The following is a 26,304-nucleotide window of genomic DNA, read 5'->3' as shown; positions in this document are numbered from 1 at the left end:
ACGTTTTCGTTCGGGAAACGGCGGCGTGTCGAGACGTTTTCGTTGATGAAACGGCGGCCTGCCTGCCCGTTTCATCAACGAAAGTGGTCCCCGGGGCGCCGTTTCCCGAACGAAAGCGGGGGGTAGCCTCGGGCCATGCGTCGCCCGTCCCGTTCCAGCACCGCCGCCCCTGCACTCACCGCCGCCCCCGCCTTCGCGCCGTCCGCCCGGTCGCAGGTGCCGCCGTTCACGGTGATGAGCATCCTCGGCCGGGTCGCCGAGCTGCGCGCCGCCGGCCACGACGTCGTCAGCCTGTGCGCGGGGGAGCCGGGCGGGGGCGCCTCGCCCGCCGTCGACGCCGCGGCCGCCGCCGTCCACGCCTCCGGCCGTGCCCTCACCTACACCCCGGCGCTGGGCCTGCCGGAGCTGCGGGCCGCCGTCGCCGGCCACTACCGCCGCTGGTACGGGCTCGACGTGCGCCCCGAGCAGGTCGCGATCACCACGGGCTCCTCGGGGGCGTTCATGCTCGGCTTCCTCGCGGCGTTCTCCCCGGGGGACCGCGTGCTCCTGCCCCGCCCCGGCTATCCGGCGTACCGCAATATCCTCACGGCGCTCGGGGTGGAGGTGGTGGACGTGGACGCCGACGCCGGCACCCGCTACCAGCCCACGGTCGCCCACCTGGAGGCGGCGCTCGCGGAGGGCCCGGTCGCGGGGCTCGTGCTCGCCTCCCCGGCCAATCCCACGGGCACGATGGTCAGCGCCGACGAGCTCGCCGAACTCGCCCGCTGGTGCGAAGAACACGGTGTGCGGCTCGTCTCGGACGAGATCTACCACGGCATCGTGCACACGGACGGGCAGGGACCCGGCGCCTGCGCATGGCGCACCTCCCGCACCGCGCTCGTGGTCAGCTCGTTCTCCAAGTACTGGGGCATGCCCGGCTGGCGGCTGGGCTGGATGCTCCTGCCGGACGACCTCGCCACCACGGTCGACGGCCTCGCCGGCTCGGTCGCCCTCTGCCCGCCCGCCGCGGCCCAGGAGGCGGCCGTCCACGCGTTCAGTGAGGAGTCCTACGCGTTCTGTGCCGAGCAGGCCGGCGGCTTCACGGCGACGCGCGGCGTCGTGCTGGCCGCCCTGCCCCGGCTCGGCTGGGCCGACGCCGCCCCCGCCGACGGCGCCTTCTACCTGTGGGCCCGCCTCGCCCCGGGCATGCTGGCGGAGTTCGGCAGCGCCGTCGGCTACTGCGCCGCCCTGCTGGAGGAGGCCGGCGTCGCGCTGACCCCGGGCGACGACTTCGACGCCGTCCACGGGCCCGAGTTCGTCCGGCTCTCCTTCGCCGCCGGCCCGGACGCCGTCCACGAGGCGCTCGAGCGGATCGCCGCCTGGCATGCGGCGCGCGGCCTGGCCTGAGGGGCTCCGCCGCGCGCCGCACCGGCCGGTGGCTCAGCCGCCCAGCCGGTAGTGGCGTCCGAGCGGCGTGCCGTTGACGGCCCGGTCGCCGAGCAGTCGGGCGCGGTAGATCAGCGGGTTGTGGCTGGCGAGCACCCGCGCGTTGCGCCAGTGCCGGTCCAGCCCGCGCGTGCGCAGCGTCGCGGAGGCCCCGCCCACTTCGAACAGGCGGGTCGCCGCGTCGAGGGCGGCCCGGGCGATCACCTGCTGGGCGGCGTAGACGGCGGTGTACACCGCGTCCACCTCGGCCTCGGCCAGGGGCGCGCCCGCCGCCTCGGCCCGCAGCGCCCGATCCAGGGGCCCGACGACGGCGTCGAGCGCCGCCTGCGCCCCGAACGCGGCGGCCTCCAGCTCGCCCACCACCTGCAGCACCTGCGGATCGTCACCGGGCCGCGGGGCCGCACCGTGGGAGAAGCCGCGCGTGCGTCCGGCCACGTAGGCCGCCGCGTCGCGAACAACGGCGCGGGCGATGCCCGTCAGGCCCACCAGGTGGACGAACTGGAAGATCGCCTGCGAGGCGAAGATCGACGAGCCGTCGTCCAGGGACTGGCCCACCGGCGTGAGCTCCTCCGGATCCACCACCACGTCCGTGAACTCCGTGGTCCCCGAGGCAGACAGCCGCTGACCGAATCCGTCCCAGTCGTCGTGCAGGGTCACCCCGGGGGCGTCCGAGCGCACGGTCGCCGCGCGCTCGGCACCGTCCTCGTCCTCGACGACGACGATCGTCCAGTCCGCGTACAGCGTCCCGGTGGAATAGGCCTTGCGACCGTTGATCACCGCCGAGCCGTCCGGACGCGTCGTCAGGCGGGTCTCGTAGTGGCCGGTGCGGTTGCCGATCTCCGTGGTCGCGTTCGCGACCGTCTCACCCGTGGCGAAGCGGTGCAGCCACCGCTCGCGGCGCGGTCCGTCCGGCGAGCCGAGCACCGTCTCCACGTTCACGACGTGCACCCGCAGGGCCTGCAGCACGTTCGAGTCGGCCTCGGCGAGCTCCACGTACAGGCGCGTGGCCTCCGGGAACGTCAGTCCGGCCCCGCCCGCGTCCTCGGGCACGCGCAGGCCCGGGAAGCCGGCGGCGGCGAGGCGGTCCGTGGCCTCGCGATCGGTCACGCGTTCACGGTCCCGCTCGGCGGCGGTCTCGGCGAGCCAGGCGAACACGGGGGCCAGCCGTGCGCGGGCGGCGAGGAACTGGGGCCGGTCGGCCGGGTGCGCGGTGGCCGGCACCTCCGAGTCGGTGGTCCCGACGTCGGCGGGACGGGAGATCGTGTCGGTGCGGTCGGTGGTCGTCGTCATCTCACTGCTCCTTCGGGGCGGCGGGGGTCGAGGGGGACGGGGAGGCGCTGTCGCGGGACGGATCGGCGTCGGTGGACGACGCGGTCTCGACCGCGTCCGCGCTGTGCGGGGCGGGGGTGCCGTGCAGCAGGCACTCCCCGATCTGGCGGCGGCGGTGCGGCAGGGGCGTGTGGCTGGCCAGCACCCGGGCGTTGCGCCAGTGCCGGTCGAGTCCCGGGCCCGCGATGACGGCCGACGCCCCGGCCGTCTCGAACAGGTCGGAGGTCAGCCGCAGCGTCAGGTCGGCCGCCACGGAGGACGCCGAGGCCGCGGCGACCCAGGCCTCCGTGTGGGCGGCCTCGAAGGCCTCCGCGGCGCCGTCGTCCGGGGACTCGGTCGCGGCCGCGCCGAGCGCGGGTGCCGCACCGGCCGCGGCGGTGTACGCCGCCTCGAGGGCGGGGACCGCGCCGAGGACCACGGAGCGCAGCGCGCGGACCTGCGCGGCGGCGGCCCCGAGCTGGTGCTGCAGGACAGGGTCGTGGGCGGGGCTGGCGCTCGCGGCGTGCTGGTAGGAGCGGGAACGGCGGCGGAGGATCTCGGTGAAGTCGTCGAGCGCGCGCTGGGCGATGCCCGCCTGGGTGGCCGCGAGGATGAGCCACAGGAACGGGTAGCCGGGGGCGGCGGCGGGGCGCTCCAGGTCGACGCGGCGCCAGGCGGGGGCGGGCGCGTCGGTGTAGACGGTGGTGCCGGAGGCCGTGCCGCGCTGGCCGATGCCGTCCCAGTCGTTGCGGGCCTCGACGCCCGGCCCGGTCACCTCGACGACGAGGGGCTGCAGGGCCCCGGCGTCGTCGTGGGCGGCGACCAGGGTCCAGTCCGCCAGCAGGGTGCCCGTGGAGTACTGCTTCGTGCCGGTCAGCAGGAACGCCTCCGGGTCGCGCGGGTCCCGGCGGGCCGTGACGCCCGGCAGGCCGGTCGCGGCCGGCGGGTCCACGAGTGCGTTGGCGAAGACCTTCTCGGCGGCCACCTCGTCCAACCACCAGTCGGTCAGACGTGGGTGGACGTCGCGGGCGACCTGCTCCGTGAACATGAAGTGCCCGTGGAGGGCCTGGGGGAGGTTCGCGTCGGCCGCGGCGAGGTCCACGAGCAGGTCGAGGAGCTGCGTGAGGGTCGCGCCGGAGCCGCCGCGCTCCCGCGGCAGCCGGAGGGCGGTGAAGCCGGTCTCGGCGAGCAGGCGCACGGCCGCATGGGGCGCGACGGCCGTGTCCCGCCGCCTGGCCTCGTTCGCGGCGATCCGGGCGAAGACGGGGGCGAAGCGGGCTCGGAGTTCTGCGGTGTCGGGGGTGTCGGCGGCGGAGGTCGGTGCGGGACGGTCGAGGACGGGAGTGGTCATGGGCGGTCCTTCCGTGGGCAGGTGGGCCGACCGTAGGCATCCGCGCCGCGCCCGGCCCAGCCCGCGGACGGGTGGCGTCACGTGCCGGTTCCCGCGACGGGGGCGCGCCGTCGGCTGTGCCGGGATGACGGGCAGACGCCCACCGCCGTATTGCGAACCATCTGCAACAGTCTTTATTGTGAATCAGTCGCATCTTCTCGCTCTCGTGAAAGGCTCCCCGTGTCCCACTCCACCCCGCAGCGCCGTTCCACGCGCACCGCCGCCTTCTCCGCCACCCTCGCCGCCGCGGCCATCGCACTCACGGCGTGCGGCGCGGACGCCGCCCCGTCCGGCCCGACGTCGGCACCCGCCTCCGCCTCGGGCGGCTCCGAGTCACCGGCGGGTGAGGCGAGGGCGGCCTCCTCCGTCTCCGAGGAGGACCGCGTCGACCCGACCCAGACCACCGAGGTCTCCGCGGTGACCCCGCGCATCCTGCTCTCGCACGAGGGCGGGCTCACGCTGCTCGACGCCGAGTCCGGCGAGGTGGTGAAGGAGCAGGAGGTCACGGGCTTCACGCGGCTGAGCAACGCCGGCAACGGCAAGGACGTCCTGGTGACCACCGGGAACGGCTGGGAGGTGTTCTCCACCGGCATCCAGGCCAAGGCCCACGGCGATCACGTCCACAACTACGAGTCCGCGCCCGGCATGACCGGCGTGACGTTCCCGGGTGAGCACCCCGGCCACGTCGTCACCCACAACGGCAGGACCACCCTCTTCGCGGACGGCACGGGCGCGATCCGGACCTTCGACTCGGCCCACCTGGACAAGGCGACCCCGGACCTCATGCCCGTCATGACGGAGGCCGAGACCGAGGACCCGCACCACGGCGTGGCGCTCGAGCTCTCCGACGGCGCCCTCTTCACCACGCAGGGCACCGAGGACTCCCGGAACACGCTCCAGGTGATCGACCCGAAGACCGGCGAGGTCACGGCCGAGACCGACGACTGCCCCGGCAGTCACGGCGAGGCCGCGGCCCAGCCGACGGAGGCGGGCGACGTCGTCGTGATGGGCTGCGAGAACGGGCCCGTCGTGTACCGGGACGGCGAGTTCCACAAGGTGGACGTCGAGACCGAGTATCAGCGCTCCGGGAACCTGTTCGGGCTGCATGACTCGCCCATTGTCCTGGGTGATCACAAGGTCGAGGAGGAGCCGGAGGAGGCCGTCGAGCGGCCCACGGCGATCGCCCTCATCGACACCCGCACCGATGAGCTCACCACCGTGGACCTCGGCTCCTCCTACTGGTTCCGCTCGCTCGGCCGCGCCGAGGACGGCTCCGCGGTCGTGCTGACCTACGACGGCGAGGTCACCGTGATCGACGAGGAGACCGGTGAGGTCACCGCCGAGCACCCGGTGATCGAGCCGTGGAAGGAGAAGGACGAGTGGCAGGAGCCCGGTCCGATCCTGAAGGTCGCCGGGAACACCGCCTACGTGACGGACGCGGAGAACCGGAGGCTCGTGGCCGTGGACCTGGAGACCGGTGAGACCGTCCTGGAGAAGGACCTGGAGTTCGCCCCGGTCGAGATGGCCGTGGTCACCGGCCAGCCGGAGTCCGTGAAGCCCGGGGAGGCCGCGGACGCCGAGTCCGGCCACGACGAGCACGCCGGCCACGATCACTGATCGGTCCGGACAGGGCGGCGGGGGTCAGCGCCGCGCGGCCGTGGCCCCCGCCGGAACCGGGTCCGACGCATCGGCGGGGTGTCCGAGGCGCGGGGCGGACGGCTGGAGCGCGAACACGAGGAGCGTGAGCGGGCCGACGAACGGCACCAGCCCGAGGAACAGCCACGCGCGGCTGAAGCCGGCGTCGTGGAGGCGCCGGGCGAGCAGGGCGAGCGAGGGGAGTGCGTGCGCGATCCCCACGAGGAGGACGGCCGCGTCGCGGAGGGACAGGTCCGGGGAGCCGAGGATGAACACGTCCAGGGCGGTGGACACGAAGCGAACGGCGGTCTGCAGGAGCCATACGTAGAGCGCCGCGAGCCAGAAGTCGGCGCGGGAGGCGCGCCCGCTGAACTGCGCGTAGCCGGCGTAGTAGCGGCGGATGGCCTGAAGCATGGTCATGGTCCGGCCCTCAGTCCTGCCGAGGGGACCCCAGCAGCGCCTGCGCCGCCACGATCACGAGCATCGCAGCCCCCGCCGCGGCGGCCCCGGCCGGTCCGGCCGCGGGCATGCCGAGAGCCGCGAACGCGGCACCGGCGAGCCCCAGCACCGCCATCGCCCCGCCGATCCACCAGAACACCGGGGCCCGGAACGCCCGGGCGAAGGGAAGGAAGTGCCCGCCCACCACGGCGGCCACCAGGGCGATCTGCGCCGTCGGGGCGTCGAGCGCGAGCGCCACCAGGCGTGTCACGGGGAACAGCGCCAGCATCGCGACGACGGCGATCCCGTAGACGCGCAGCGCGCCGCGGGCGGGCGCCTGCACGGCGGGCAGCACCCGCCGGCGCAGCAGCACCACCACCAACGTGAAGCCGATCAGCGCGATCGCGCCGCCGCGCAGCATGCCCTGGTGCTCGGCCGGCAGCCCCGCGATCCCGCCGAACAGGAAGGCGCCGCCGCCGATCACCCCGATCAGCCCGCCCGACACCACCGGGTGCCGGAGGTGGCCGATCCCGCGGACGGGCGGGTCGTCGTCGTGGTGGGTCGGCCGCATGGGGCGGGCCGTGGTCGTGTCCGTCATGGTTCCCCCTCGCATCACGTGTGACATGCGTCATCCTGCCATGGCGGGTGGACGGGTCAGGCCCCCTGTGGACAGGCCTCGATGATCATCAACGGGTGCTCCGCCGCGTCGAACGGGCGGCCGTGCCAGTCGCTCCAGACGCGGTCCACCGCCAGCCCCGCCGCCGTGAGGTCCTCGGTCACCTGCTCCACGGAGCGGAACTGCAGGTGCTCCTCACCCTCGCGGACCACGCCCTCGTCCGAGTACTCGGTGCGCCATCGGTGCACGACGACGCCGTCCCCGTCCGGCGTGCTCGTCGCCTCGGACTCGACGAGGCGACCGGCCGCGGTCGTCCGTTCCGTGGGCTCCTGCTGCCAGTCCTCCCAGGCGCGACGGACGGGGTTGCGGGTCTCGAACAGCAGCCGGCCGCCGGGGACCAGGCCGGCGGCGATGCGCCGCAGGGCGTCATGCCAGTCCTGGCCGATCAGGTGCATCGCCACGTTCCCGCTCATGATCACCAGGTCCGCCGACGCCGGCTCGATCAGCTCCGCGGTGCCCCGCCGCCACTCGACGCGGTCACCGCCGGGGCGCGCCCGGGCGACGCGCAGCATGGCCTCGGCCGGGTCGATCCCGACGACGGCGCGGTCGTCGCCGGTCAGCGTCACCGTGAGCGATCCGGTGCCGCAGCCGAGATCGACGATCCGCCGGGCGCCGGACTCCTCGGCCGCTCGGCGGAAGTACGCGTGGTCCTCTCCGGGCGGGTTGTCGAGGTCATAGAGGGCGGCGACGCGGGCGTCGTCGTAGGCGCGGCGGTTCGTCTCGGCCGGGTCCGGATGCATGGACGGCACCGTATCGTGAAGATGACCGCATGCACCGCCAGCTGGACCACGAGGAGTTCGGCCAGCGGCTCGAGGGCTGAGCCGCCGCGGTCTGCCGCGCCCACGCCACGAAGACGCAGCAGCGCCTGGCCGGCTGGGCGCAGGGCGTGTCTTCTCAATGGGCGCGCACCCATGGCGGCAGTTCAGTGCGTCATGCCTCTTGGCCGTGGCTGCTGTAGACCACGATCGGCGCCCCACGGGGATCACGCGTGCTCTTCCACACGGTCATGCCGATTCGTTCGGCCACGCGACGGGAAGCCATGTTGTCGGGGTTGATGATCGCGGTGACCGTCGTTGCGTCGAGGGTCTCGAACCCGTATCGCAGGCAGGCAGAGGCCCCCTCGGTTGCCAGCCCTTGTCCCTGGCGTTCTGGCAGGACGTGGTAGCCGACCTCGAGGACCTCTTGGCCGTCGACGTTCTGCCAGGTCAGGCCGCAGTCACCGATGAAGTCGCCGGTGGTCCGGTGTTCGATGACCCACAGGCCGAACCCATGCTTGGCGTAGTTGTCCTTCGACCAGTTGATCCACCGCTGCACCTCGTTGCGCGACTTGGCCCGCGGGTAGTAGCGCATGACCTCCGCGTCTCCGAGGAGCCTGCACATGTCGTCGAGGTCAGCGTCGGTCATGCACCGGAACGTGAGTCGATCTGTGGATTGCGGGATCACCCGACGACCTTACTGACGGCACCGAACCGGCTTCTTGTCTTCGACAGGTGCATGAAACCGCCCCCGCGGTCTGCCGCGCTCACCCCACGAAGACGCAGAAGGGGTGGCCGGCCGGGTCCGCGAACACATACAGGGGCTCGTCCTCGTCGTCGGAGCGGTCCAGGACGAGGCGACCGCCCAGGCGCAGGGCGTGGTCGTGGGCCGCGTCGAGGGAATCGCGGTCCGGCACGGTGAAATCCAGGTGCAGCTGCATCGGCACCTCGGGTGACGGCCACGTGCTGGGCTGCAGTTCATCGGTGCGTTGGAATGTCAGGACGCGGCGGCCGTCGTCGTCCAGCAGCACGAGCCAGTCCGCGCTGTCCGGCTCGCGGCCGTCCGCGAGCTCGTCGCCCGCGCGGTAGTGGAGGCCGAGGAGCTCGCGGTAGAACTCCGCGACGGAACGGATGTCGACGGCGTCGATCACCGGCTGCTGGAGCACGGGGAGGCTGACCATGGCCACACATTAAGCGACCTCGGCGTCCGCGTCAGCGTCTCGGCCTCAGTCGACGTCGTCGCGCCCCGGATCCACCCACCGAGCGGCCGGCACGACGGCGGCCAGCGAGACCACCGCCAGGACCTGCCACCCCGCGAGCGCCCAGCCGACCCCGAGCGTCGCCCCGAGCGCACCTCCCGCGAGGGTCGCCAGCGGCACGGAGCCCCGGGTGAGGGTGCGGCGCATCGCGGTGACCCGCCCGAGCGTGCCCTCGGGGCAGGCGCGGGCGGTCACGGCGGCCTGGGTGATGTTCCCGAGCAGGACCATGAACCCCCAGAGGGCGGCGCCGGCCAGCAGCCACGGCCCGGCATGAGCGCGGTCGGCGTAGGCCAGCAGGTGCAGCCCCACGGCCACGGCGCAGCCGACCGAGCCGAGGAGGATGCACCGGCGCTCGCCCAGCCGGTCGATGGCCCGGCCCGCCAGGGACGAGGCCGCCAGTGCCCCGACCGCGCCCGCGGTGATCTGGACGCCCAGGAACTCCGGCCCGAGCCGCAGGTCGGTCAGGATCCAGACCGCCTCGACCGGGGCGAAGAGGGCCATGCCCACGTTGGCGGCCACCGACCCCATCGTCAGCAGCCACAGGACCGGGGTGCGCCGCAGGACCGTCCACCCCTCCGCGGCGTCCTTCCCGAACCGGGCCCAGCGGGAGAGGACGTCCGCGACGCCGGGGTCCCCGTCGTCGTCCGGGACGTCCGCCGCGGCGGAGGGCCGCAGCCGTACCCGGAGCGCGACGATCGCCGCCGCGAAGAGGAATGCCGTCGCGATGCCGAGCACGGGCCCTGCGCCCAGCGACCCGACGAGGAGGCCCGCCGCGGCGGGCACGATCAGCACGAGGGCGGCGTCGGCGGACTCGAGCCGCGCCGTCAGGCGGGCGACGGCGGTGGCCGGCACGACGCGCGGCACGAGCGCGGTCTGGGTGGTCTCGGCCAGCACCGTGAGCACGCCCAGCAGGGCCATGACAGCGGCGAGGTGACCGAACGTGAGCGCGTCGAGCGCCCACGCCACGACGAGCGAGCCGAGCACCGCCGCCTTGGCGAGGCCGGTGGCCGCGAGCAGCCGCGGGCTGAGGTGTCGGTCCACCACGATGCCGATGGGCACGCCGAGCAGGAGGAATCCCAACCCGGAGAGCGTCATCAGCACGCCCATGCCGTCGGCGCCCACGCCGAGCAGGAGCACCGCCAGGACATCCAGGGCGACGTCCGTGGCGGACCGGCCACCCGCGTCGAGGGCGTTGGAGGCGACCAGCCACCGCGCCCGTCCTCCCGGCGGCGGGGGCGTCCCAGTGTCTGGGGCGCGGGGGGCAGGCGTCTGACGACGCGGGTCCGTGCTCACCGCCACACGTGGAGCAGGTAGCCGTAGCTCAGCGACGTCGCTGCGGGGTGCTCGGCGAGCCACGCGTCGGCGACCCCTCGCTCGAACTCCAGCCGCAGGACGGCCTCGAGGTCGGCGCGGGAGTCGAAGGTCCACGAGCTCATGACCTCGCGGGTCTGGGCCCCGACGCCGGCCCACCACTCGCGGGCGTACGTGTCCTGGCCCTGCGCCGCGGCGTTCGTGCTCGCCCGCAGCAGCTCGGCGAACTGGCCGCGCTCGGTGTCGTTGTCGATCACCACGAGCGCGCCGCCGGGCCGCAGCACCCGGGCGACCTCGTCCAGGCCGGGTCGGACGTCCCAGCGCGGGTGCGGGAAGAAGTACGCGAACCGGGCATGCACGACGTCGACGCTCGCCTCCGGCAGCGGGATCTGCTCGGCCGAGCCGTACAGCACGCGCGCCCCGCCGGGGCGGGCGCGGGCGGCCCCCAGCAGGCGCACGTCCGGCTCGACGGCGATCGTCTCGGCCGCGTCGGCGTAGCGGGGCAGCCAGAAGCCGGTGCCCGCACCGAGGTCGAGCAGCGTCCGCCCGGCCCAAGGCGCCGCCTCCTGCAGCGCCGCCCAGAGGGCGCCCTCACGGTCCATGGCCGCGTTCTCGATCTCGTACAGCGCCGGGTCCACGCCCTGGTTGCCCGAGGGACGGAAGTCGGGCAGGCCCGTGGCCGGTCCGCCCGGTGTGCTCTGTGTCATGCCCGGGAGTCTGACACGCCCCCTCCACGCCGGTCCGTCACACGGGTCTGCCTCGGCCCGCCGCGCCCCGGAGAGGCTCCGGCCGGTCCTGGATGGCGTGGCGGCGGCTCATGTGACGCTCGAGCCGGCCGTCCGCTGGACTCGCGGCGGCCCACCGCGTGGGATGGGCTCACCACCCATCCAGAGCGGCCGAGAGATCTGGCTCGACGACGCCGCAGCAACCCGCCCGACGGACCCGGACCCCCGGGAACGGCAGGCCCGGTGCTACCGCCAGGACCGATGGAGGAGAGCAGATGCCCCGTCACGCCACACAGCAAGTCCACGCCGGCTACGAGCCCGCCGCACCCCACCGGCCGGTCGTCCCGCCCATCCACCAGACCACGGCGTTCCGTTTCCCGGACCACGCCACGGCGGCATCGATGTTCCGGCTCGAGACCCCCGGCTTCACCTACAGCCGCACGGGCAACCCGACCGTCGCGGTGTTCGAGAACCGCCTCGCCGCGCTGGAGGGCGGCATCGGCGCGATCGCCACGGCCACCGGCCAGGCCGCCGTCGCGCTGTCCCTGCTGGCGCTGCTGCAGGGCGGCAAGCACCTGGTCGCCTCCAGCCAGCTCTACGGCGGCACCGTCGACCTGCTGACGGACACGTTCGCGGACTTCGGCATCGAGGTCACCTTCGCGGACCCGGCGGACCCGCCCGCGTGGGCCGCCGCGGTCCGGCCCGACACCCGCGCGTTCTTCCTCGAGGCCATCACCAACCCGCTCGCCACCCTCCCGGACCTGCCCGCGCTCGCGGACCTCGCCCACGCGGCCGGTGTGCCGGTGGTGGTGGACAGCACCCTCGCGACGCCGGCCCTCTACCGGCCGCTGGAGCACGGCGCCGACGTCGTCGTGCACTCGGCCACCAAGTTCCTCGGCGGGCACGGCGCGGTGCTCGGCGGCGCGATCGTGGACGGCGGCACGTTCGACTACGGCGCGGCGCCGGACCGGTGGCCGCAGCTGGCCCGGCCCAAGGCCCGCTACGGCGGGCAGACGCTGGTCGAGCGGCACGGCCGCGGCGCCTACCTGACGCTGGCCCGCAGCAAGTTCCTGCACGACCTCGGCCCCACCCTCGCCCCCGCGAGCGCGGCGCAGTTCATCCAGGGGCTCGAGACGCTCGACCTGCGCGTGGCCCGCCACACCGCCACCGCGCTGGCCGTGGCCGAACACCTGGCCGGGCACCCCGCCGTCGCGCGGGTGCACCACCCCGGCGTGGCCGGGCATCCCAGCGCGGCGCTGGCCGCCCGCGACTTCCCGGACGGCGTCGGCTCGGTGTTCTCCTTCGACCTGGCCTGCGGCCCCGAGGCCGTGGCCCCGTTCCTCGACGCGCTCGAGCTGTTCCAGCTGGTGGTCAACGTCGGCGACGCCCGGTCCCTCGTCTCGCACCCGGCGACCATGACGCACTGCCGCCTGACGCGGCAGCAGCGCGAGGCCGCCGGGATCGCCGAGACCACCGTCCGGCTCTCCATCGGGCTGGAGTGTCCCGACGACCTGATCGCGGACCTGGACCGTGCCCTGGCCGTGGTGTCCGCCGCCGGGCCGACCGTCCCCGCCGCCACACCCGCCGTCCCCGAGACCGCCGCCGTCACCCAGGAGGTGCGCTGAGATGACCGCCGTCCACCACACCACCCGCTCCGTCTCCCGTCCCGCTGTCCGCGGCTTCACCACCACCGCCGTGCACGCCGGCCAGGAGCCCGACCCGCTGACCGGCGCCGTGGTGCCGCCGATCTACCAGACCAGCACCTTCGTGCAGGACGGCATCAACGTGCTGCGCGCCGGGCACGAGTACAGCCGCGGCTCCAACCCGACCCGGAACGGCTTCGAGACCCAGCTCGCCGCCCTCGAGCACGGCGACCGGGCGTTCGCGTTCGCCTCCGGGCTCGCCGCCGAGGACGCCCTCCTGCGGGCCGTGCTGCGCCCCGGCGACCACATCGTGCTGGGCGGCGACGGCTACGGCGGCACCCACCGCCTCATCACCACCGTCCTCGAGCCGTGGGGCGTGTCCAACACCCCCGTGGACATCACCGACCCGACGGCGGTCGCCGCGGCCGTCCGTCCCGGCCGCACCGCGCTGCTGTGGGTGGAGACGCCGTCCAACCCGCTGCTCGGCATCGCGGACCTGGCCGCCTGGGCGCAGATCGCCCACGACGCCGGCGCGCTGCTGGTCGTGGACAACACGTTCGCCTCGCCCTACCTCCAGCGGCCCCTCGACCTCGGCGCGGACGTGGTGGTGCACTCCACCACCAAGTACATCGGCGGGCACTCGGACGTGCTCGGCGGCGCCGTGGTGGTGGCCGACCGCGAGTTCCGCGGCCGGGCGCTGGCCGAGGCGGTGGCCTACCAGCAGTTCGCCGCCGGCGCGGTCGCCGGCCCGCAGGACTCCTACCTCGCCGCCCGCGGCCTCAAGACGCTCGGCCTGCGCATGGACCGGCACGGCGCCAACGCCGCCGCGCTCGCGGGCTGGCTGCAGGGCCGCCCCGAGGTCGCCCAGGTCTTCTACCCCGGGCTGCCCGACCACCCGGGCCACGCGCTCGCCGCGCGGCAGATGGACGGCTTCGGCGGCATCGTCTCCGTGCGGCTGGCCGGGGGAGAGGCCGCTGCCCGCGCGTTCGCCGAGGCCACCGAGCTGTTCGCGCTCTCGGTCAGCCTCGGCGGGGTCGAATCGCTGCTCTGCTACTCCTCCGAGATGACCCACGCCTCCGTGCGGGGCACGCCCCTGGCCGTCCCCACGGACCTGGTCCGACTCTCCGTCGGCATCGAGGACGTGGCCGACCTGCAGGCGGACCTCGAGGCCGGCCTCGAGTGCGCCGCACGCGTCGCCGCCGGCCGCGGGGCGCCGTCGTCGTCCGCGGTGCCCCGTCCCGCCCCCGCCCACCACCGCACCACCCGCGCCCGCACCCCGGAGAGGACCCGATGAGCCACGCCACCCTTGTCCCGAGCACCGCGCCCACCCGCGTGGACGACCTGACGTTCACCATCCACACCACGCCGTTCGACGAGGACTACACGCCCGCCGCCAGCACGCGCGCCACCACGAACTTCGCGAACCTCGCCCGCGGCGCCGACCGGCGGGAGAACCTGCGCGCCGCCCTGGCCATGATCGACGGGCGCCTCAACGACCTCGCCCCCTGGGACAACCCGGAGCGGGACCGCTACACGGCGCGGATCGAGATCGTCTCGATCGACGTGCACTTCACCGCCGACGACGGCGCGGACGTCGACTTCCCGCTCATGGAGATGCTCGACGTGCGGGTGGTCGAGCGCGCGACGGGCGCCGTGCTCGGCCGCAGTGTGGGGAACAACTTCTCCTCCTACGTCCGCGACCACGACTTCTCCGTGGTGCTGCCCGCGCACGCGGCGACGTCGCCGGGGACCGAGGAGCCCGACGGCTTCGGCGACCTGCACGGGCGGCTGTTCCGGCACCTGCTCGACTCACAGGCATACCGGGAGCGGTTCCCGCAGCCGCCCGTGATCTGCATCAGCGTGTCCACGAGCCGCACCTACCGGCGGCTGACGAACGAGCACCCGGTGCTCGGAGTCGAGTACCGCCAGGACGCGCCCTCCCGCACGGACCGCTACTTCGGCCGGATGGGCCTGGGGATCCGGTGCTTCCTGCCGTGCGGGGCCGTGGCGCCGCTGGCGTTCTACTCGCGGGGCGACCTGCTCAACGACCACGCGAACCTCTCCCTGGCCGGGCTGATCGCCACCATGGAGACCTTCCAGCGGATCTACCGGCCGGAGATCTACAACGCGAACGCCGGGGCCGGCGAGCTCTACCGGCCGCGCCTGGACCACGGCGACTTCTCGCAGACCCGGATCGCCTACGACCGCGAGGAGCGGGCCCGCCTCGGCCGGGAGCAGGGGGAGTACACGCAGGAGCACTTCGTGGGCCCGCACCGCGACCTGCTGGAGCGCTGGGCCGCCGCCCACGCCGCACGAGACACCGAGGAGACCCGATGACCACCCTGATCCCCACCACCCTCGTCGGCAGCCTGCCCAAGCCCGGCTGGCTCGCCGAGGAGGAGACGCTCTGGTCGCCCTGGAAGCTCGAGGGGGAGCAGCTGCGCGAAGGCCAGCTCGACGCGCTCGCCCTCGCCGTGGCCGACCAGGAGCGCGCGGGCATCGACATCGTCTGCGACGGCGAGCAGACCCGCCAGCACTTCGTCACCACGTTCATCGAGCACCTCGGCGGCGTGGACTTCGACCGGCGCGAGACGGTGCGGATCCGCGACCGATACGACGCGAGCGTGCCGACCGTCGTCGGGGAGGTGGGCCGGCCGGCGCCGGTGTTCGTGGACGACGCGAAGGCCCTGCGCGCGCGGACGGACCGGCCCATCAAGTGGACCCTGCCCGGGCCGATGACCATGATCGACACCCTCGCCGACCGCCACTACGGCAGCCGCGAGAAGCTCGCGTGGGAGTTCGCGCGCATCCTCAACGAGGAGGCGCGGGAGCTGGCGGCGGTGGGCGTCGACGTCGTGCAGTTCGACGAGCCCGCGTTCAACGTGTTCTTCGACGACGTCCGCGACTGGGGCGTGGCGACGCTCGAGCGTGCGGCCGAGGGCCTGACGTGTGAGACGGCCGTCCACATCTGCTACGGCTACGGGATCAAGGCGAACAACGACTGGAAGGCCACGCTCGGGGAGGAGTGGCGCCAGTACGAGACGTCGTTCCCGCTGCTGCGCGAGTCCACGATCGACACGATCGCCCTGGAGCGGCACCACTCCCGGGTGCCGGCGGAGCTCATCGGTCTGCTGCGCGGCAAGAAGGTGATGGTCGGCGCGATCGACGTGGCGAGCGACGAGGTCGAGACGCCCGAGGAGGTCGCGGCGACCCTCCGGGAGACCCTCGAGTTCGTGGACGCGGACAAGCTGATCGCGAGCACCAACTGCGGCATGGCGCCGCTGGCTCGCTCGGTGGCGCGGGACAAGACGGCGGCGCTCGTGGCCGGCGCCCGGATCCTTCGGGAGGAGCTGGGCGGGGAGTGAGGGGGCGGTGTCTGCTCACCCCCACACGCCGGAACCGGCGATGAGCCGGGCCGCGAGCACCGCCATGACCACCGCGATCACCACATCCACCACGCGCCACGCCTGCGGGTCGGCGAGCACCCGGGCCAGCAGACGCGCGCCGTAGCCGAGCGCCGTGAACCACAGCACCGAGGCGGCGACGGCGCCGGCGGCGAAGACCCACCGCGCGTCGGGACCGTGCTGGTTGGCGAGGCTGCCCAGCAGCACCACGGTGTCCAGGTAGACGTGCGGGTTGAGCCAGGTCAGCGCGAGCGTGGTGGCGATGACCGAACCCGCGGTGCGCGGTGCCTGCTCGGCCACGAGCCCCTGCGGGCGCAGCGCGGCACGCAGGGAGGAGACCGCGAACCAGAGCAGGTAGAGGGCGCCGCCCCAGCGCAGCACCTCGAGCAGCCACGGCACGGCCTGCACGAGCGCGCCCACCCCGGCGGTGCCGGCCAGGATCAGCACGGCGTCCGAGGCCATGCACACCAGCACGACGGCGCCCACATGCTCCCGGCGCACGCCCTGGCGGAGCACGAAGGCGTTCTGGGCGCCGATGGCGACGATGAGGGCGAGTCCGGTGAGCAGGCCGGTGCCGGCGAGGGTCCACATGGGTGAGGACGCTAGGGCCCGGTCAGGCCTGAGCCAAACGAAGAGAACTGCAGACGCCTAAGCTCTGCTTCATGAACCTGGATCAGCTGCAGGCGCTGCGTGCGATCGCGGACGAGGGCTCGTTCGAGGCGGCCGCGTACGAGCTCGGCGTCAGCGCCTCCGCGGTCAGCCAGCGCATCCGCGCCCTGGAGCGGGAGGTGGGCCAGGTGCTGCTCCGGCGCGGCACACCCTGCGAGCCCACCGAGGCCGGCGTCGGCCTGGTGCGCGTGGCCCGGCACATGCGGGTGCTCGAACAGGAGGCGTGGGCCGGGCTGGGCCGCACGGCGGCCGGGCGCAGCGTCACCTCTCTGGCCGTGCCCGCCGACGTGCTGGGCACGTGGTTCGGGCCCGTCCTGGCGGAGGCCGCCGACTGGGACGACACGGTCCTCGACCTGCACGTCGAGGACCAGGACCACAGCGCCCGGCTGCTGCGCCGCGGCGAGGTGCTGGCCGCCGTCACCACGGAGCCGCAGCCGGTCCAGGGGTGCGCGGCGGAGTCGCTGGGGAGCATGCGCTACGTCCCGCTCGTGGCGCCCGCCCTGCTCGCGCGGCATGCGGCGGGCGACGTCGTCGACCTCGGCGCGATGCCCATGATGCGCTACAACGCGAAGGACGACCTGCAGCGCCTCGCGCTGAGCGGCGCCGGGCTAGACGTCGCCCCGCCCACGCACCTGGCGCCGTCGTTCGACGGGTTCCACCGGTCCGTCCGGGCCGGCCTGGGGTGGGGGATGCTCGTGGACGCCCAGGCCGTCGAGGACGTGCGCGCCGGCCGGCTGGTTCGCGTGCCCGGGCTCGACGACGTCCTCGTGCCCCTGTACTGGCAGGCGGCCACACTGCCCGTGACGCGCCTGGTGCGGCTCACACGGGCAGTGCGGGAGGCGGCCCAGCGGACGCTCGAGCGGGGGTGAGGCGGCACCGAGGTCGCGGGCCGTCAGCGACGTCGCAGCGGTGCCGACGCCTCCATGGATGCCTCGGCCAGCACAGGCCGGAAGCCCAGCGCCTCGTTGACGTCGAGCATGTGCCGGTTCTCCTCGGCGTTCCACGTGATGATCGCGCGGGCCTCGGGCAGCGCGTCGCGCACGGCGATGAGGTTCGCCGCCTTCACGCGCATGCCGAGGCGGTGGCCGCGGTGCTCGGGCAGCACGATGGTGTCCCACTGGTCGATGAGCCCGTCGGGGCGCGAGCGGGGCGCCACCAGCTCGCTCAGGGCGACGATCCGACCGGTGGCGCGGTGCCGCGCCACCGCGCGGAAGAGCCGCCCGGTCGTGAGGATCTGCTCGTCCATGCGACGCACGCGGGCCGCGTCCCACACCTGCTCCACCACGGTGCGTTCCCCGGAGGGCACGTCCGTGGCCATGCGGGCCTTGAGGACGGCGAGGTCGTCCTGCAGGGACGTGTCGGCAGCGCCCTCCCAGGCGTGGAGCTCGTAGCCCGACGAGGCGCGTTCGGCCTCGGCCAGGGCGACGGCGGGGTCGATCCCCGGATCGGCGAAGTCATACCGGCTCACCCGCTCGATCTGGACGAGCGCGAAGCCGTAGGACTGGGCGAGACGCACACCCGGATGCTCGGCGGGCACCGCGCCAGCGCCGTTGGGCGGGGTGAGCGCGCGTTGCCCGGCCACCGGCCGCGGCGTCAGCGGCCAGGTCTCGAAACGGGTGAGGCCGGCGGTGTCCAGGACGAGCCGCTCGGCCAGTGCCCGGCCGTGGCCGCGTCCGCGGTGCCGCGGGTGGACGTAGACGTTGAGGGCGGCCGCGTCAGGGTCGTCGACGTGGTTGATCAGGACACGGGCGTAGCCGACCGCCTCGCCGTCGACGTACGCCAGGTAGCGGCGCAGCGTGTGGTCGGTCTCGGCGGCGGCCTGGATGAGCGCGTCCGTGGGGGTCTCGTCCCACTCGGTCGTGCCGATCAGCTCGTGGTTGTACTCGTCTCCGAGCTGGCAGTAGGCCCGCCAGTGGGGGTCGTCCGACGAGGCGGGCAGGGGGAATTCGATGATGTCAGGCATGCGGTGACTGCTTTCTGCAGAAAGGGGTGGGCGCAGAGGCACCCGTCGAGCCGTGCTCGAGACGGGCGCGCGGGGAGGGCCGGTGGTGGGTCGTCGGACCCACGGGGTCACTGCTGCTGCATCATGGGGTGAACTATGTCACGACGCGGATCGGTGGGCAAGGGCCTTCGCTGTCGAGATGCAGGCAAGGTTCCACGCGACGCGCGGTGGACTCTTCGCGTATCGGGCGGGATCCGGTCGGCGGGAAAACCGGGTGTCCAGGTGGGCGCCCCCGCGCGCCCCGGGGATCGCCCGAAACGTACGGGCGGCTGCCGCTCTAGCGGGTTGGTTGTGGCGAGCCGTGCGGCGGGCGGGCAGGGCCGGAGGTGGCGCACACGGCGCATGGCGGGGCCCCTCGTCACTAACGACCGAATTTGCCTATCCCACGGGGCGGAATCCGAGCCGCTGGTAGATCCGCATGGCTGCATCGGATGTGCCCTGTCCGAAGCGCAGACTCAGAGTGTGGTCACCGGCGTCGCAGCAGGTTGCGATGGCGTGTTGGACCAGAGCCCGCCCGATCCCCTTCCCGCGTGCGTGGGGATCAATGAAGAGGTCGATGACGAACGGACCCGTGAGGTGTGCGTCCCAGATCGAGTGGGTGACCACCATGATGGCTCCGGCGAGACGGCCGCCCACCCACGCTGTAGTGCTCGCATCGGCGCGCAGCTTTCCGTAGTCACCGCGGAAGGTCGCGTTCATCTCCTCGCGCGCCTCGTCTAGATCGGAGGCAGCGACGTCGGGTGGGTAGCTCATGAGATAGCACTGGGCCAGATCGTCGGCCATCCCAACGTCCAACCCTCGAAAGTCGAGTCCTCCAGGGAGCTGGTCAGCAGGGTAGAGCTGCGGCAAGTGAAGAGTCAGAAGGTCAGTGGGCACAGTTGTTCCTCTCGTGATGGTGGGGTGTTCAGTGCGATGCCGTCAGAGAGTGAACATGGCTAGGAAGATAGCAGTGCGGAGGCGCAGTGGAGATAGGGCGAGGCGCTCGGAGTGTGAGGGGCTGGTCTCGTGCTCGTGCTCGTGCTCGTGCTCGTGGAGGCGCAGCCACAAACGACCGTTTACGCCCTTAGTCCGAACACGGAGAGTGGCTGGGCAGATGCGTCACGGGAGTTCTCTCCGAGGGGCCTCTCGGCGTGCGTCTGATGCGACACTGGCCGCATGAATATCGCTTGGACCAGACGGCCTAGGACGCGAGTCGTCTGCATGGGCGTGGTGCTGGCGGTACTGCTGACCGGGTGTGGAGCCTCCCACGGGGATGGATCGCCACCCACGTCGTCGTCCGCTCCACCAGGGACGCCGACCCCTGGTGGAGGATCGTCAAGTGGAGATCAAGACACCCTGGCGTACGCAGATCGGGCCCTCGACGTCCTTGATACCGGGCTGTACGCCTCCGGCGAGCGGTGGGAGCAGGCCCGAGCCCAGGTGCAGGAGACCGCCAGGACGGCGCGCTCACCTCGAGACCTCGACAGCGTCCTGCGCTATGCCACGGGGGTGGCTGGAGGGAAGCATTCGAGCTTCACTCCCGGCCCGGACCCAGCCGAGAGGGGTGAAAGGTCGACCTCCAGCGCTTCCGAGACACCGCGCATGAATGTCACGTTGCCGACCGTCACCACGACGGATGGCGTCAGCACCCTCAGCCTGCCAGCACTGCCCGTGGCCAGTGACGATCCCCAGGCGTCCGAGTACGCGATGGTCCTGGCGGACGGAATCGACGCCGCAGCGCCCGCGACCTGCGGGTGGGTGGTGGACGTGCAGGGAAACCTGGGTGGGAACATGTGGCCGATGCTCTCGGGGGTCTCCGCGTTGTTGCCGGAGGGGCCGGTGATGTTCTTCCGGGATCGGGCGGGCGAGGACACGGCAGTGACCGTGCAGGAGGACGGGGCAGGCACCGAGGGCATGACGTTCGTCAGCGTGGGGCCCCGGACACAACGCGATGGCGCTCCGATTGCTGTGCTTCAAGACCGGTCCACGTCGTCCTCGGGGGAGGCGGTGCTGGCCGCCTTCCGAGGGTTGCCCAATGCAAGGTCGTTCGGGCAGTCATCGTCAGGGTATGGGTCCGGGAACGCGACACATGTGCTGTCCGATGGCAGCCGTATCACCCTGACGGCGGCGGAGTTTGTGGATCGTGGAGGCGAGGTTCTGGGCGATCGCCCGGTCGACCCGGACGTGCCGATCCGTAGGGACGGGGGCGGCGGCACTGATGCGGCTCAGACGGCGGCGAGAATCTGGCTGCAGGAACGCGGCTGCCCCTAAGCGCCCGGCCCGCTCGCATCCCGCGGCGCGTGGTCCAGCCGTCACGAAAGGGATTGTGCGTGCGCTGGCAGGTCGCTCCAGTAGCAAGCGTTGCGGCGCGAATCGGCTCCGCCGTAAACGACCGTGTGCGCGCGGGGTGGCCGATGTCACCGTCCATTCAGGGTAGTTCGGGAACTGACGGGACCGCATGATCTCGCGGATCAGAGAGCCTGATTGAGCCACGTCCCACCACCAATCCCACCCTCGAACTGGCAGGATCCCACGCATGTCTGACGAGCCGAGCACACCCAGCCCCGACGAGGTCGCTGCCGCGCGCACGCCGGCCGGCGGATGGACCAAGGCCCAGCTGGCCGCCTGGGGCGTGCCGTGGCCGCCACCGAAGGGCTGGCGCGCCGAGCTCGAGGAGCAGTGGAAGGCCCTAGGGCGACCCTCCGCCTGACTGCCGCACGCTTTCCCCGTGACCCCCCGGCCTCCTTAGAGGAACCGGGGGCTATCGCGTCGGCCCTTGCCGCTAGCGTGAAGGTTCCAGCGCACAGCACGGCGGGGTAGTGACCCGCCACGACAGAACAGCGAGGCCTTGTGCGACCCACGATCTTCACCCTCCGCGTCCTGAACTACGTCCACACCAACGGCCTCGTCGGTCAGCACGTGAGGGACATCCCCGCTGATGTGTGCCCACCCCACCGTGTCCAAGTCGTCGCCCGAGAGCTCATGCAGCTCGAGATGATCCCCAAGAACACCCCCTTGGCCGGCGGTATCCCAATTGCTGTCCGGCCCCGGTGTGCCTTCGACGCCGAGCGGGTCGCTCGGGCATACCCACGCGTCGAGGCCCAGTGGCTGCTTCTGGAAGCAGCCGAGGCACGTCCCAATGACGCCGGCGTCTACGACGACCTCCAGGCCCGGGCCCTCACCGACCGCCAGATTCAGAAGGCGTCTTCTGACCTCGAGGCTCATGGCTACCTCGAGCCCGGCAGCACCAGCTCGTACCGGCCCATCCTCACGTCCGCCGGCCTCGATCTCGTGGCCGCCTACCAGACGCCCTTCGTGTGGCCGCCGGCAGAAAGCGGATTCTCCGTGACCAACCACCACGACAACTCCGTCACTCAGAACGTCCAGACCGGCAACGGGTCGAATGTGGCCCTAGCCGGCCACAGGGGCAACGTCACCCTCACCGTCCAGAGCCAGGACCGCCCGGCGCTGGCGGACCAGCTTGGCCAGCTGCGCGAGGTGCTGCACGCGGAGGAGGGCGTCAGCGATTCTGACGCCGTACGTGACCTGCTGACGCGCGTGAACATGCTTGAGGAGCAGGTGGAGGACGGCGACGGCAGGATCCCGGCCAGCCTGATCCAGCGCTTCCGAAACAAGGCCGTTGAGACCCTCGCGGACGAGTCTGCACAGCGCATCATCCCGGTCCTCAGCACGATCTACGTCCTGCTCGGGCTGCCGCCGCTCACTGCCTAACCACATATCCACCAGTGCCCGCCGCATGGCGCCACCGTGCTCCCCGGCGCGCCAGGACGACTCCCCTCCTGGTCAGCGCGCTTGGCCACCGATCCCGATGTCTCGCGCAGGGTGGCTCCGCTGCCCGCGCTCGTCCTATTGGCCGTCGAGCCGGGTATACCCCTTTACACACCCCGTCCGCCCACCAGACCATCACGTCAGAGACGGTCCCAAACCGGTGTGGATGTGATGGCTTGGTGGCGGGTTTCTGTGATCGCTCAGTGGCGGTGCAGGCGCGGTCAGGTGTCGGTCGTGGTGCGGCGCAGCTCGCGGTAGATGGTGGTGCGGGAGACGTTGAACAGCTCGGCCAGCTCGGCTTGGGTGTGCTCGCCGGCGGCGTGCAACGTCAGCAGGTGCTTGCGCTGAGAGGGCGAGAGCTTGGGCTTCTTGCCTTTGAGTTTGCCCTTGGATCTGGCGATGGCCATGCCTTCGCGGGTGCGCAGGCGGATGAGGTCCGCCTCAAACTCGGCCACCATGCCGAGCACGTTGAACAGCAACCGGCCGACGGCGTCGTTGGGGTCGTAGGCGCTGCCTCCGAGACTGAGCGCCACTCCCTTGGTGGTGAGCTCGTCGGCGATGTCCCTCGCGTCCGGGAGCGAGCGGGCCAGCCGGTCGAGCTTGGTCACCACCAGGGTGTCGCCGTCCCGGGTCGCGGCCAGCGCTTCGCGCAGCCCGGGCCGGGCGCGGGTCGTTCCCGTCAGGCCGTGGTCGAAGTAGATGTCCTTGTTCTCGACTCCGAGGCGCTCGAGTGCTTCCCGTTGGGCGGAGAGGTCTTGCTCGAGAGTCGAGACGCGCGCGTAGCCGACATGCCTGCCCCCATTGTTGCAGTTACCCTCCCCTCACCGCCCACGTCACCGTACGGGGCTTGCGTACATGACGATCCCTCACAAGAAGTCGTCGAGGATGTCGCTTTCAGAAGTCGACGGCACTGATGTCAGAAGCGGGCTTCACTGATCGGGCGGATGACGTCGACGCTGCGCCGTATGGGGATCCGCTTGCGGACACGCCTGAGCCCATGGTCGGAGCCGCCTTAGGGGTTTACCTGTGCAGGGGCCGCCGGCGGGCACCGGCGCGTGGCAGGGTTGAACCGGCGGGTCTCTGTCGAGGCGCTGACCGGGGTTATCGAGACGGCTGGCCTGGTTCATCGCCGGCCGCAATCTTTGAGAGGGCATCGCGACGCTCGTCGTGGCCTTGGAGCAGCGTAATCTGCTGCGGGCCTTCTTGGCCGCGACTGTCCATTGAGCACTGTATAGTTCAGCGAGTGCTGACATTAGATTCTCGTTTGGATGTGATGAACCGGTTGGGCCGGGCCATGGCCGACCCCACCCGGTCACGAATACTGCTCACGCTGCTGCAGGGCCCGGCCTACCCGGCCGAGCTGGCCGGGAACCTGGGGCTGACGCGCTCGAACGTGTCGAACCACCTGGCGTGCCTGCGGGACTGCGGGATCGCGGTCGTGGTGTCCGAGGGTCGGCAGTCCCGGTATGAGGTCGCCGATGCGCACCTGGCGCGTGCGCTGAGTTCCCTGATCGAGGTGAGTCTCGCGGTCAACGAGAAGGCTCCCTGCCTGGATTCGGCCTGCTTGGTGCCCGGCTGCGGCGATGCGGAGGGAGCGGCATGATCCTGTCTTCAGTCCTGCAGGCGATCGGCCTGTTCCTGGTCACCAACATCGACGACATCATCGTGCTCTCGCTGTTCTTCGCCCGCGGCGCGGGCCAGCGCGGGACCACCGCCCGGATCCTGATCGGCCAGTACCTCGGGTTCATCGGCATCCTAGGCGCGGCAGTGCTGATCTCGCTGGGCGCGGGGGCATTCCTGCCCCCGGAGGTCATCCCCTACTTCGGACTCATCCCGCTGGCCCTGGGGCTGTGGGCCGCCTGGCAGGGGTGGCGCGGGGACGAGGACGATGACGACGAGTCCCGGTTTGAAGGCAAGAAGGTTGCCGCCTGGACCGTGGCCGGGGTGACCTTCGCCAACGGCGGGGACAATATCGGCGTCTACGTCCCGGTCTTCCTCAGCGTGGGCCCGGGCGCGGTGGTCGCGTACTGCGTCGTGTTCCTGGCGCTGGTCGCGGTGCTGGTGGGCCTGGCCAAGTTCGTTGCCACTCGCCGACCGATCGCCGAGGTGTTGGAGCGCTGGGAGCACATCCTGTTCCCGATCGTGCTGATCGGCGTGGGCGTCTTCATCCTCATCAGCGGTGGAGCCTTCGGGCTCTGAGTTGCGGGGCCGGGCATTAACCCCGAGCGGCTCGGCCCCGCCTTCCCAGTGCCGCAAATTGCGTTGCACGCCTTGACCATAAGGCTGAGTGCCCGTGCCGCCACTCCGCCGACTGGAAGACCCCGTCGGCTGCCATGGCTCAGTCTTGCTGGCGGTGTAGCCCTGAGTTCGGCCCGTTCTTCTACAGCCGGTAGAATTCGGGACGTCCTGATCCCTGCCGTGGTCCCTGTACCAAGTTCTGAGAAAAGTTCCCGCTGTATGCCATCCCGTCCGCGATTGCCCACCCCCTCGCGCCGTCAGGTTCTGGCCGGGCTGGCCGGAGTCGTGTCCTTGCCGCTGCTGGCGGCCTGCAGTTCGGATGATCCGCTGGCTGCCCAGGCCGGCAACGCTGATGGCAAGAACTACATCGCCGGGGACGGTTCCGTGTTGGAGATCGCCCCGACCGAGCGCGGGGAGCCGGTGCAGTTCAGCTCGACTCTGTTTTCCGGGGAGCCAGTCAGCACCGAGGACTTGGCCGGGAACCTGGGGGTGTTGAACTTCTGGTACGCCGCCTGTGCCCCGTGCCGGGTGGAGGCCCCCGATCTGCAGGCCCTGCACGAGCAGTTCGAACCCGCCGGGGTGCAGTTTCTGGGGGTGAACGTCCGGGACACGATCGCCACCGCCGAGGCCTTCGAGCGCACCTTCGGCATCACCTATCCCTCGGTGGAGGACCGCGGCGGGCAGGTGCTGCTGGCCATGACGGATTACGTGCCGCCGCAGGCCGTGCCCACCACCATCGTGCTGGACCGCCAGGGCCGGGTCTCGGCACGGATCCTCGGGATCGCCGAGCCTTCGACGCTGCGCAGCCTGATCACCACGGTGCTAGACGAGCAGGCCTAAGCACGACCGGTGGCCCCCAGGGGTGGCCCATGGTGCCGAACCAGTCCAGTTCCAGCGCCGGCAGGGCCCCGTCACGTCAGCAGCGCGCCGTGGCCATGACGAAGAAGCCCAGCCCGAGGAAGTCCAGGTTCGTCAACCCGGTGTCCCAGGGGTGTTCCCTGTACTGCGGCCCCAACCGGCGCCGCTCGGCCGCCGTCGAGTCTCGGTAGGGGTTAGTGCTTGTGCGCGCGGAACCGCATGACGTGGCCGGCCCAACCGGTGCGGATGGAGACGTCGAGGCCTACCTGCCGCGCGGTGGCAGCCAGGTCGGCAGGGGCCACGAGCTGGTGAGGTGATCGATCGACCAGGTGAAGCAATCTGGCGGTTGGGGAGGCCGTCAGGTCATAGCCGATCAGCATGCCGCCTGGTTTTAGCACCCGAGCGGCTTCGGCTACCGCCGCCTTCCAGTTCACCACGTGATGCAGCATCAGGAAGCTGAGCACAACGTCGAACGAGGATTCCGCGAAGGGCAGGGCCGTGGAATCTGCCTGCTGCACCGTGGGGCGTGGGCTGGTCGGGAAGCGTCTGCGCGCCGTGGCGACCATGCGTTCATCGATGTCGGTCAGCGTCAAGTGCATCCCCGGGGACCGCTGCAGCAAGGCTGCTGCCATTTCGCCGCTGCCAGCACCGAGCTCGAGCACGTCGCCGCTGAGGTCTTGCCCTCCAAGGCTCCACGGCAAGATGATGTCGCGGGCAAAACGTCCCCAGAGGGCACTGCGGCAGAACGCCGTTTCGATTCCGGACATCTTGGGCATGGGCAATCTCCAGCATGGGCGATC

The 26,304-nt window shown here is 72.1% G+C and carries 26 protein-coding genes and 1 pseudogene; 13 read left to right on the top strand and 14 right to left on the bottom strand.

The genetic code is table 11. The features are described from left to right. The first annotated feature begins 135 nt into the window (after positions 1 to 135). A complete protein-coding gene (locus tag AC3RKA_RS10215) occupies positions 136 to 1,386 on the top strand; it encodes an aminotransferase class I/II-fold pyridoxal phosphate-dependent enzyme (protein WP_489727220.1) in 1,251 nt (416 codons plus the stop codon). 33 nt (positions 1,387 to 1,419) lie between these two features. On the opposite strand, the gene AC3RKA_RS10210 is transcribed toward AC3RKA_RS10215, so the two are convergent. Together AC3RKA_RS10210 and AC3RKA_RS10205 are read right to left on the bottom strand one after the other, a co-directional pair. After that, positions 1,420 to 2,715, bottom strand: coding sequence for an acyl-CoA dehydrogenase family protein (locus tag AC3RKA_RS10210; protein WP_489727219.1), 1,296 nt, complete (start codon positions 2,713 to 2,715; stop codon positions 1,420 to 1,422). 1 nt (position 2,716) lies between these two features. Continuing rightward, complete coding sequence (locus AC3RKA_RS10205; protein WP_489727218.1) at positions 2,717 to 4,084, bottom strand: acyl-CoA dehydrogenase family protein; 1,368 nt, start codon at positions 4,082 to 4,084, stop codon at positions 2,717 to 2,719. 219 nt (positions 4,085 to 4,303) lie between these two features. On the opposite strand from AC3RKA_RS10205, the gene AC3RKA_RS10200 reads away from it, so the two are divergent. Next, entirely contained in the window at positions 4,304 to 5,740 is a 1,437-nt protein-coding gene (locus tag AC3RKA_RS10200) for an outer membrane protein assembly factor BamB family protein (RefSeq protein WP_489727217.1), read from the top strand. Between the two features lie 24 nt (positions 5,741 to 5,764). On the opposite strand, the gene AC3RKA_RS10195 is transcribed toward AC3RKA_RS10200, so the two are convergent. The 7 genes from AC3RKA_RS10195 to AC3RKA_RS10165 all read right to left on the bottom strand — a co-directional run bounded on the left by AC3RKA_RS10195 (position 5,765) and on the right by AC3RKA_RS10165 (position 10,904). Further along, positions 5,765 to 6,178 (bottom strand): DUF805 domain-containing protein, encoded by a 414-nt coding sequence (locus tag AC3RKA_RS10195; protein ID WP_002857377.1) that lies wholly within the window; start codon positions 6,176 to 6,178, stop codon positions 5,765 to 5,767. A gap of 10 nt (positions 6,179 to 6,188) precedes the next feature. After that, complete coding sequence (locus AC3RKA_RS10190) at positions 6,189 to 6,794, bottom strand: hypothetical protein (RefSeq protein WP_489727216.1); 606 nt, start codon at positions 6,792 to 6,794, stop codon at positions 6,189 to 6,191. Between the two features lie 56 nt (positions 6,795 to 6,850). Then, the gene (locus AC3RKA_RS10185) at positions 6,851 to 7,612 is read right to left on the bottom strand and encodes a class I SAM-dependent methyltransferase (protein WP_410992962.1); all 762 of its coding nucleotides are present in this window, start codon (positions 7,610 to 7,612) and stop codon (positions 6,851 to 6,853) included. A gap of 190 nt (positions 7,613 to 7,802) precedes the next feature. Then, entirely contained in the window at positions 7,803 to 8,315 is a 513-nt protein-coding gene (locus AC3RKA_RS10180) for a GNAT family N-acetyltransferase (RefSeq protein WP_410992964.1), read from the bottom strand. A gap of 79 nt (positions 8,316 to 8,394) precedes the next feature. Further along, positions 8,395 to 8,808, bottom strand: coding sequence for a VOC family protein (locus tag AC3RKA_RS10175; protein WP_396745648.1), 414 nt, complete (start codon positions 8,806 to 8,808; stop codon positions 8,395 to 8,397). A gap of 45 nt (positions 8,809 to 8,853) precedes the next feature. Continuing rightward, positions 8,854 to 10,179: an MFS transporter gene (locus tag AC3RKA_RS10170; RefSeq protein ID WP_489727215.1), complete on the bottom strand. Its 1,326-nt coding sequence runs from the start codon at positions 10,177 to 10,179 to the stop codon at positions 8,854 to 8,856. Then, complete coding sequence (locus AC3RKA_RS10165; protein WP_134377369.1) at positions 10,176 to 10,904, bottom strand: class I SAM-dependent methyltransferase; 729 nt, start codon at positions 10,902 to 10,904, stop codon at positions 10,176 to 10,178. The genes AC3RKA_RS10170 and AC3RKA_RS10165 overlap by 4 nt, the downstream gene beginning before the upstream one ends. Positions 10,905 to 11,197: 293 nt before the next feature. On the opposite strand from AC3RKA_RS10165, the gene AC3RKA_RS10160 reads away from it, so the two are divergent. From AC3RKA_RS10160 to AC3RKA_RS10145, 4 genes are read left to right on the top strand one after another with little or no spacing between them, the layout of a single operon-like run. Then, the gene (locus AC3RKA_RS10160; protein ID WP_489727214.1) at positions 11,198 to 12,547 is read left to right on the top strand and encodes an O-acetylhomoserine aminocarboxypropyltransferase/cysteine synthase family protein; all 1,350 of its coding nucleotides are present in this window, start codon (positions 11,198 to 11,200) and stop codon (positions 12,545 to 12,547) included. Between the two features lies 1 nt (position 12,548). Further along, positions 12,549 to 13,859, top strand: coding sequence for a cystathionine gamma-synthase (locus AC3RKA_RS10155; RefSeq protein ID WP_192593745.1), 1,311 nt, complete (start codon positions 12,549 to 12,551; stop codon positions 13,857 to 13,859). Next, on the top strand, positions 13,856 to 14,902 hold the full coding sequence (locus tag AC3RKA_RS10150; protein ID WP_484679637.1) for a putative oxygenase MesX: 1,047 nt from the start codon (positions 13,856 to 13,858) through the stop codon (positions 14,900 to 14,902). Before AC3RKA_RS10155 ends, AC3RKA_RS10150 begins: the two co-directional genes overlap by 4 nt. Next, positions 14,899 to 15,930, top strand: coding sequence for a methionine synthase (locus AC3RKA_RS10145; RefSeq protein ID WP_489727213.1), 1,032 nt, complete (start codon positions 14,899 to 14,901; stop codon positions 15,928 to 15,930). Before AC3RKA_RS10150 ends, AC3RKA_RS10145 begins: the two co-directional genes overlap by 4 nt. Positions 15,931 to 15,945: 15 nt before the next feature. Here AC3RKA_RS10145 and lysE read toward each other — a convergent pair whose 3' ends face one another. Beyond that, on the bottom strand, positions 15,946 to 16,560 hold the full coding sequence (gene lysE, locus AC3RKA_RS10140) for an L-lysine exporter (protein ID WP_250162071.1): 615 nt from the start codon (positions 16,558 to 16,560) through the stop codon (positions 15,946 to 15,948). Between the two features lie 71 nt (positions 16,561 to 16,631). On the opposite strand from lysE, the gene AC3RKA_RS10135 reads away from it, so the two are divergent. Further along, complete coding sequence (locus AC3RKA_RS10135) at positions 16,632 to 17,507, top strand: ArgP/LysG family DNA-binding transcriptional regulator (RefSeq protein ID WP_250162072.1); 876 nt, start codon at positions 16,632 to 16,634, stop codon at positions 17,505 to 17,507. Between the two features lie 23 nt (positions 17,508 to 17,530). Here AC3RKA_RS10135 and AC3RKA_RS10130 read toward each other — a convergent pair whose 3' ends face one another. Both AC3RKA_RS10130 and AC3RKA_RS10125 read right to left on the bottom strand, forming a co-directional pair. After that, positions 17,531 to 18,601, bottom strand: a complete 1,071-nt coding sequence (locus AC3RKA_RS10130) for a GNAT family N-acetyltransferase (protein WP_489727212.1) — start codon at positions 18,599 to 18,601, stop codon at positions 17,531 to 17,533. A 417-nt stretch (positions 18,602 to 19,018) separates the two neighbouring features. Next, positions 19,019 to 19,423 (bottom strand): GNAT family N-acetyltransferase, encoded by a 405-nt coding sequence (locus AC3RKA_RS10125; RefSeq protein ID WP_206397498.1) that lies wholly within the window; start codon positions 19,421 to 19,423, stop codon positions 19,019 to 19,021. A 798-nt stretch (positions 19,424 to 20,221) separates the two neighbouring features. On the opposite strand from AC3RKA_RS10125, the gene AC3RKA_RS10120 reads away from it, so the two are divergent. From AC3RKA_RS10120 to AC3RKA_RS10110, 3 genes are all read left to right on the top strand, one after another. Beyond that, complete coding sequence (locus AC3RKA_RS10120; RefSeq protein WP_396831608.1) at positions 20,222 to 20,890, top strand: S41 family peptidase; 669 nt, start codon at positions 20,222 to 20,224, stop codon at positions 20,888 to 20,890. 265 nt (positions 20,891 to 21,155) lie between these two features. Continuing rightward, positions 21,156 to 21,329, top strand: a complete 174-nt coding sequence (locus tag AC3RKA_RS10115; protein ID WP_179891580.1) for a hypothetical protein — start codon at positions 21,156 to 21,158, stop codon at positions 21,327 to 21,329. Between the two features lie 284 nt (positions 21,330 to 21,613). Beyond that, the gene (locus tag AC3RKA_RS10110) at positions 21,614 to 22,351 is read left to right on the top strand and encodes a hypothetical protein (protein WP_143741595.1); all 738 of its coding nucleotides are present in this window, start codon (positions 21,614 to 21,616) and stop codon (positions 22,349 to 22,351) included. Between the two features lie 278 nt (positions 22,352 to 22,629). Here the strand turns inward: AC3RKA_RS10110 and AC3RKA_RS10105 are convergent. Beyond that, positions 22,630 to 23,199 (bottom strand): annotated as a pseudogene (locus tag AC3RKA_RS10105) (recombinase family protein); the annotation flags it as partial. A 452-nt stretch (positions 23,200 to 23,651) separates the two neighbouring features. On the opposite strand from AC3RKA_RS10105, the gene cmtR reads away from it, so the two are divergent. The 3 genes from cmtR to AC3RKA_RS10090 all read left to right on the top strand — a co-directional run bounded on the left by cmtR (position 23,652) and on the right by AC3RKA_RS10090 (position 25,486). Further along, the gene (cmtR, locus tag AC3RKA_RS10100) at positions 23,652 to 24,011 is read left to right on the top strand and encodes a Cd(II)/Pb(II)-sensing metalloregulatory transcriptional regulator CmtR (protein ID WP_049161028.1); all 360 of its coding nucleotides are present in this window, start codon (positions 23,652 to 23,654) and stop codon (positions 24,009 to 24,011) included. Further along, positions 24,008 to 24,607 (top strand): cadmium resistance transporter, encoded by a 600-nt coding sequence (locus AC3RKA_RS10095; RefSeq protein ID WP_060775716.1) that lies wholly within the window; start codon positions 24,008 to 24,010, stop codon positions 24,605 to 24,607. Before cmtR ends, AC3RKA_RS10095 begins: the two co-directional genes overlap by 4 nt. A gap of 258 nt (positions 24,608 to 24,865) precedes the next feature. After that, positions 24,866 to 25,486: a TlpA family protein disulfide reductase gene (locus AC3RKA_RS10090; protein WP_396831605.1), complete on the top strand. Its 621-nt coding sequence runs from the start codon at positions 24,866 to 24,868 to the stop codon at positions 25,484 to 25,486. Positions 25,487 to 25,698: 212 nt separating this feature from the next. Here the strand turns inward: AC3RKA_RS10090 and AC3RKA_RS10085 are convergent, their stop codons facing one another. Continuing rightward, positions 25,699 to 26,280, bottom strand: coding sequence for a class I SAM-dependent methyltransferase (locus AC3RKA_RS10085; protein WP_049161458.1), 582 nt, complete (start codon positions 26,278 to 26,280; stop codon positions 25,699 to 25,701). Positions 26,281 to 26,304: the final 24 nt, after the last annotated feature.

The organism is Micrococcus sp. iso_229 (assembly GCF_058072725.1).
This window is presented reverse-complemented; position numbering and strand designations above follow the sequence as displayed.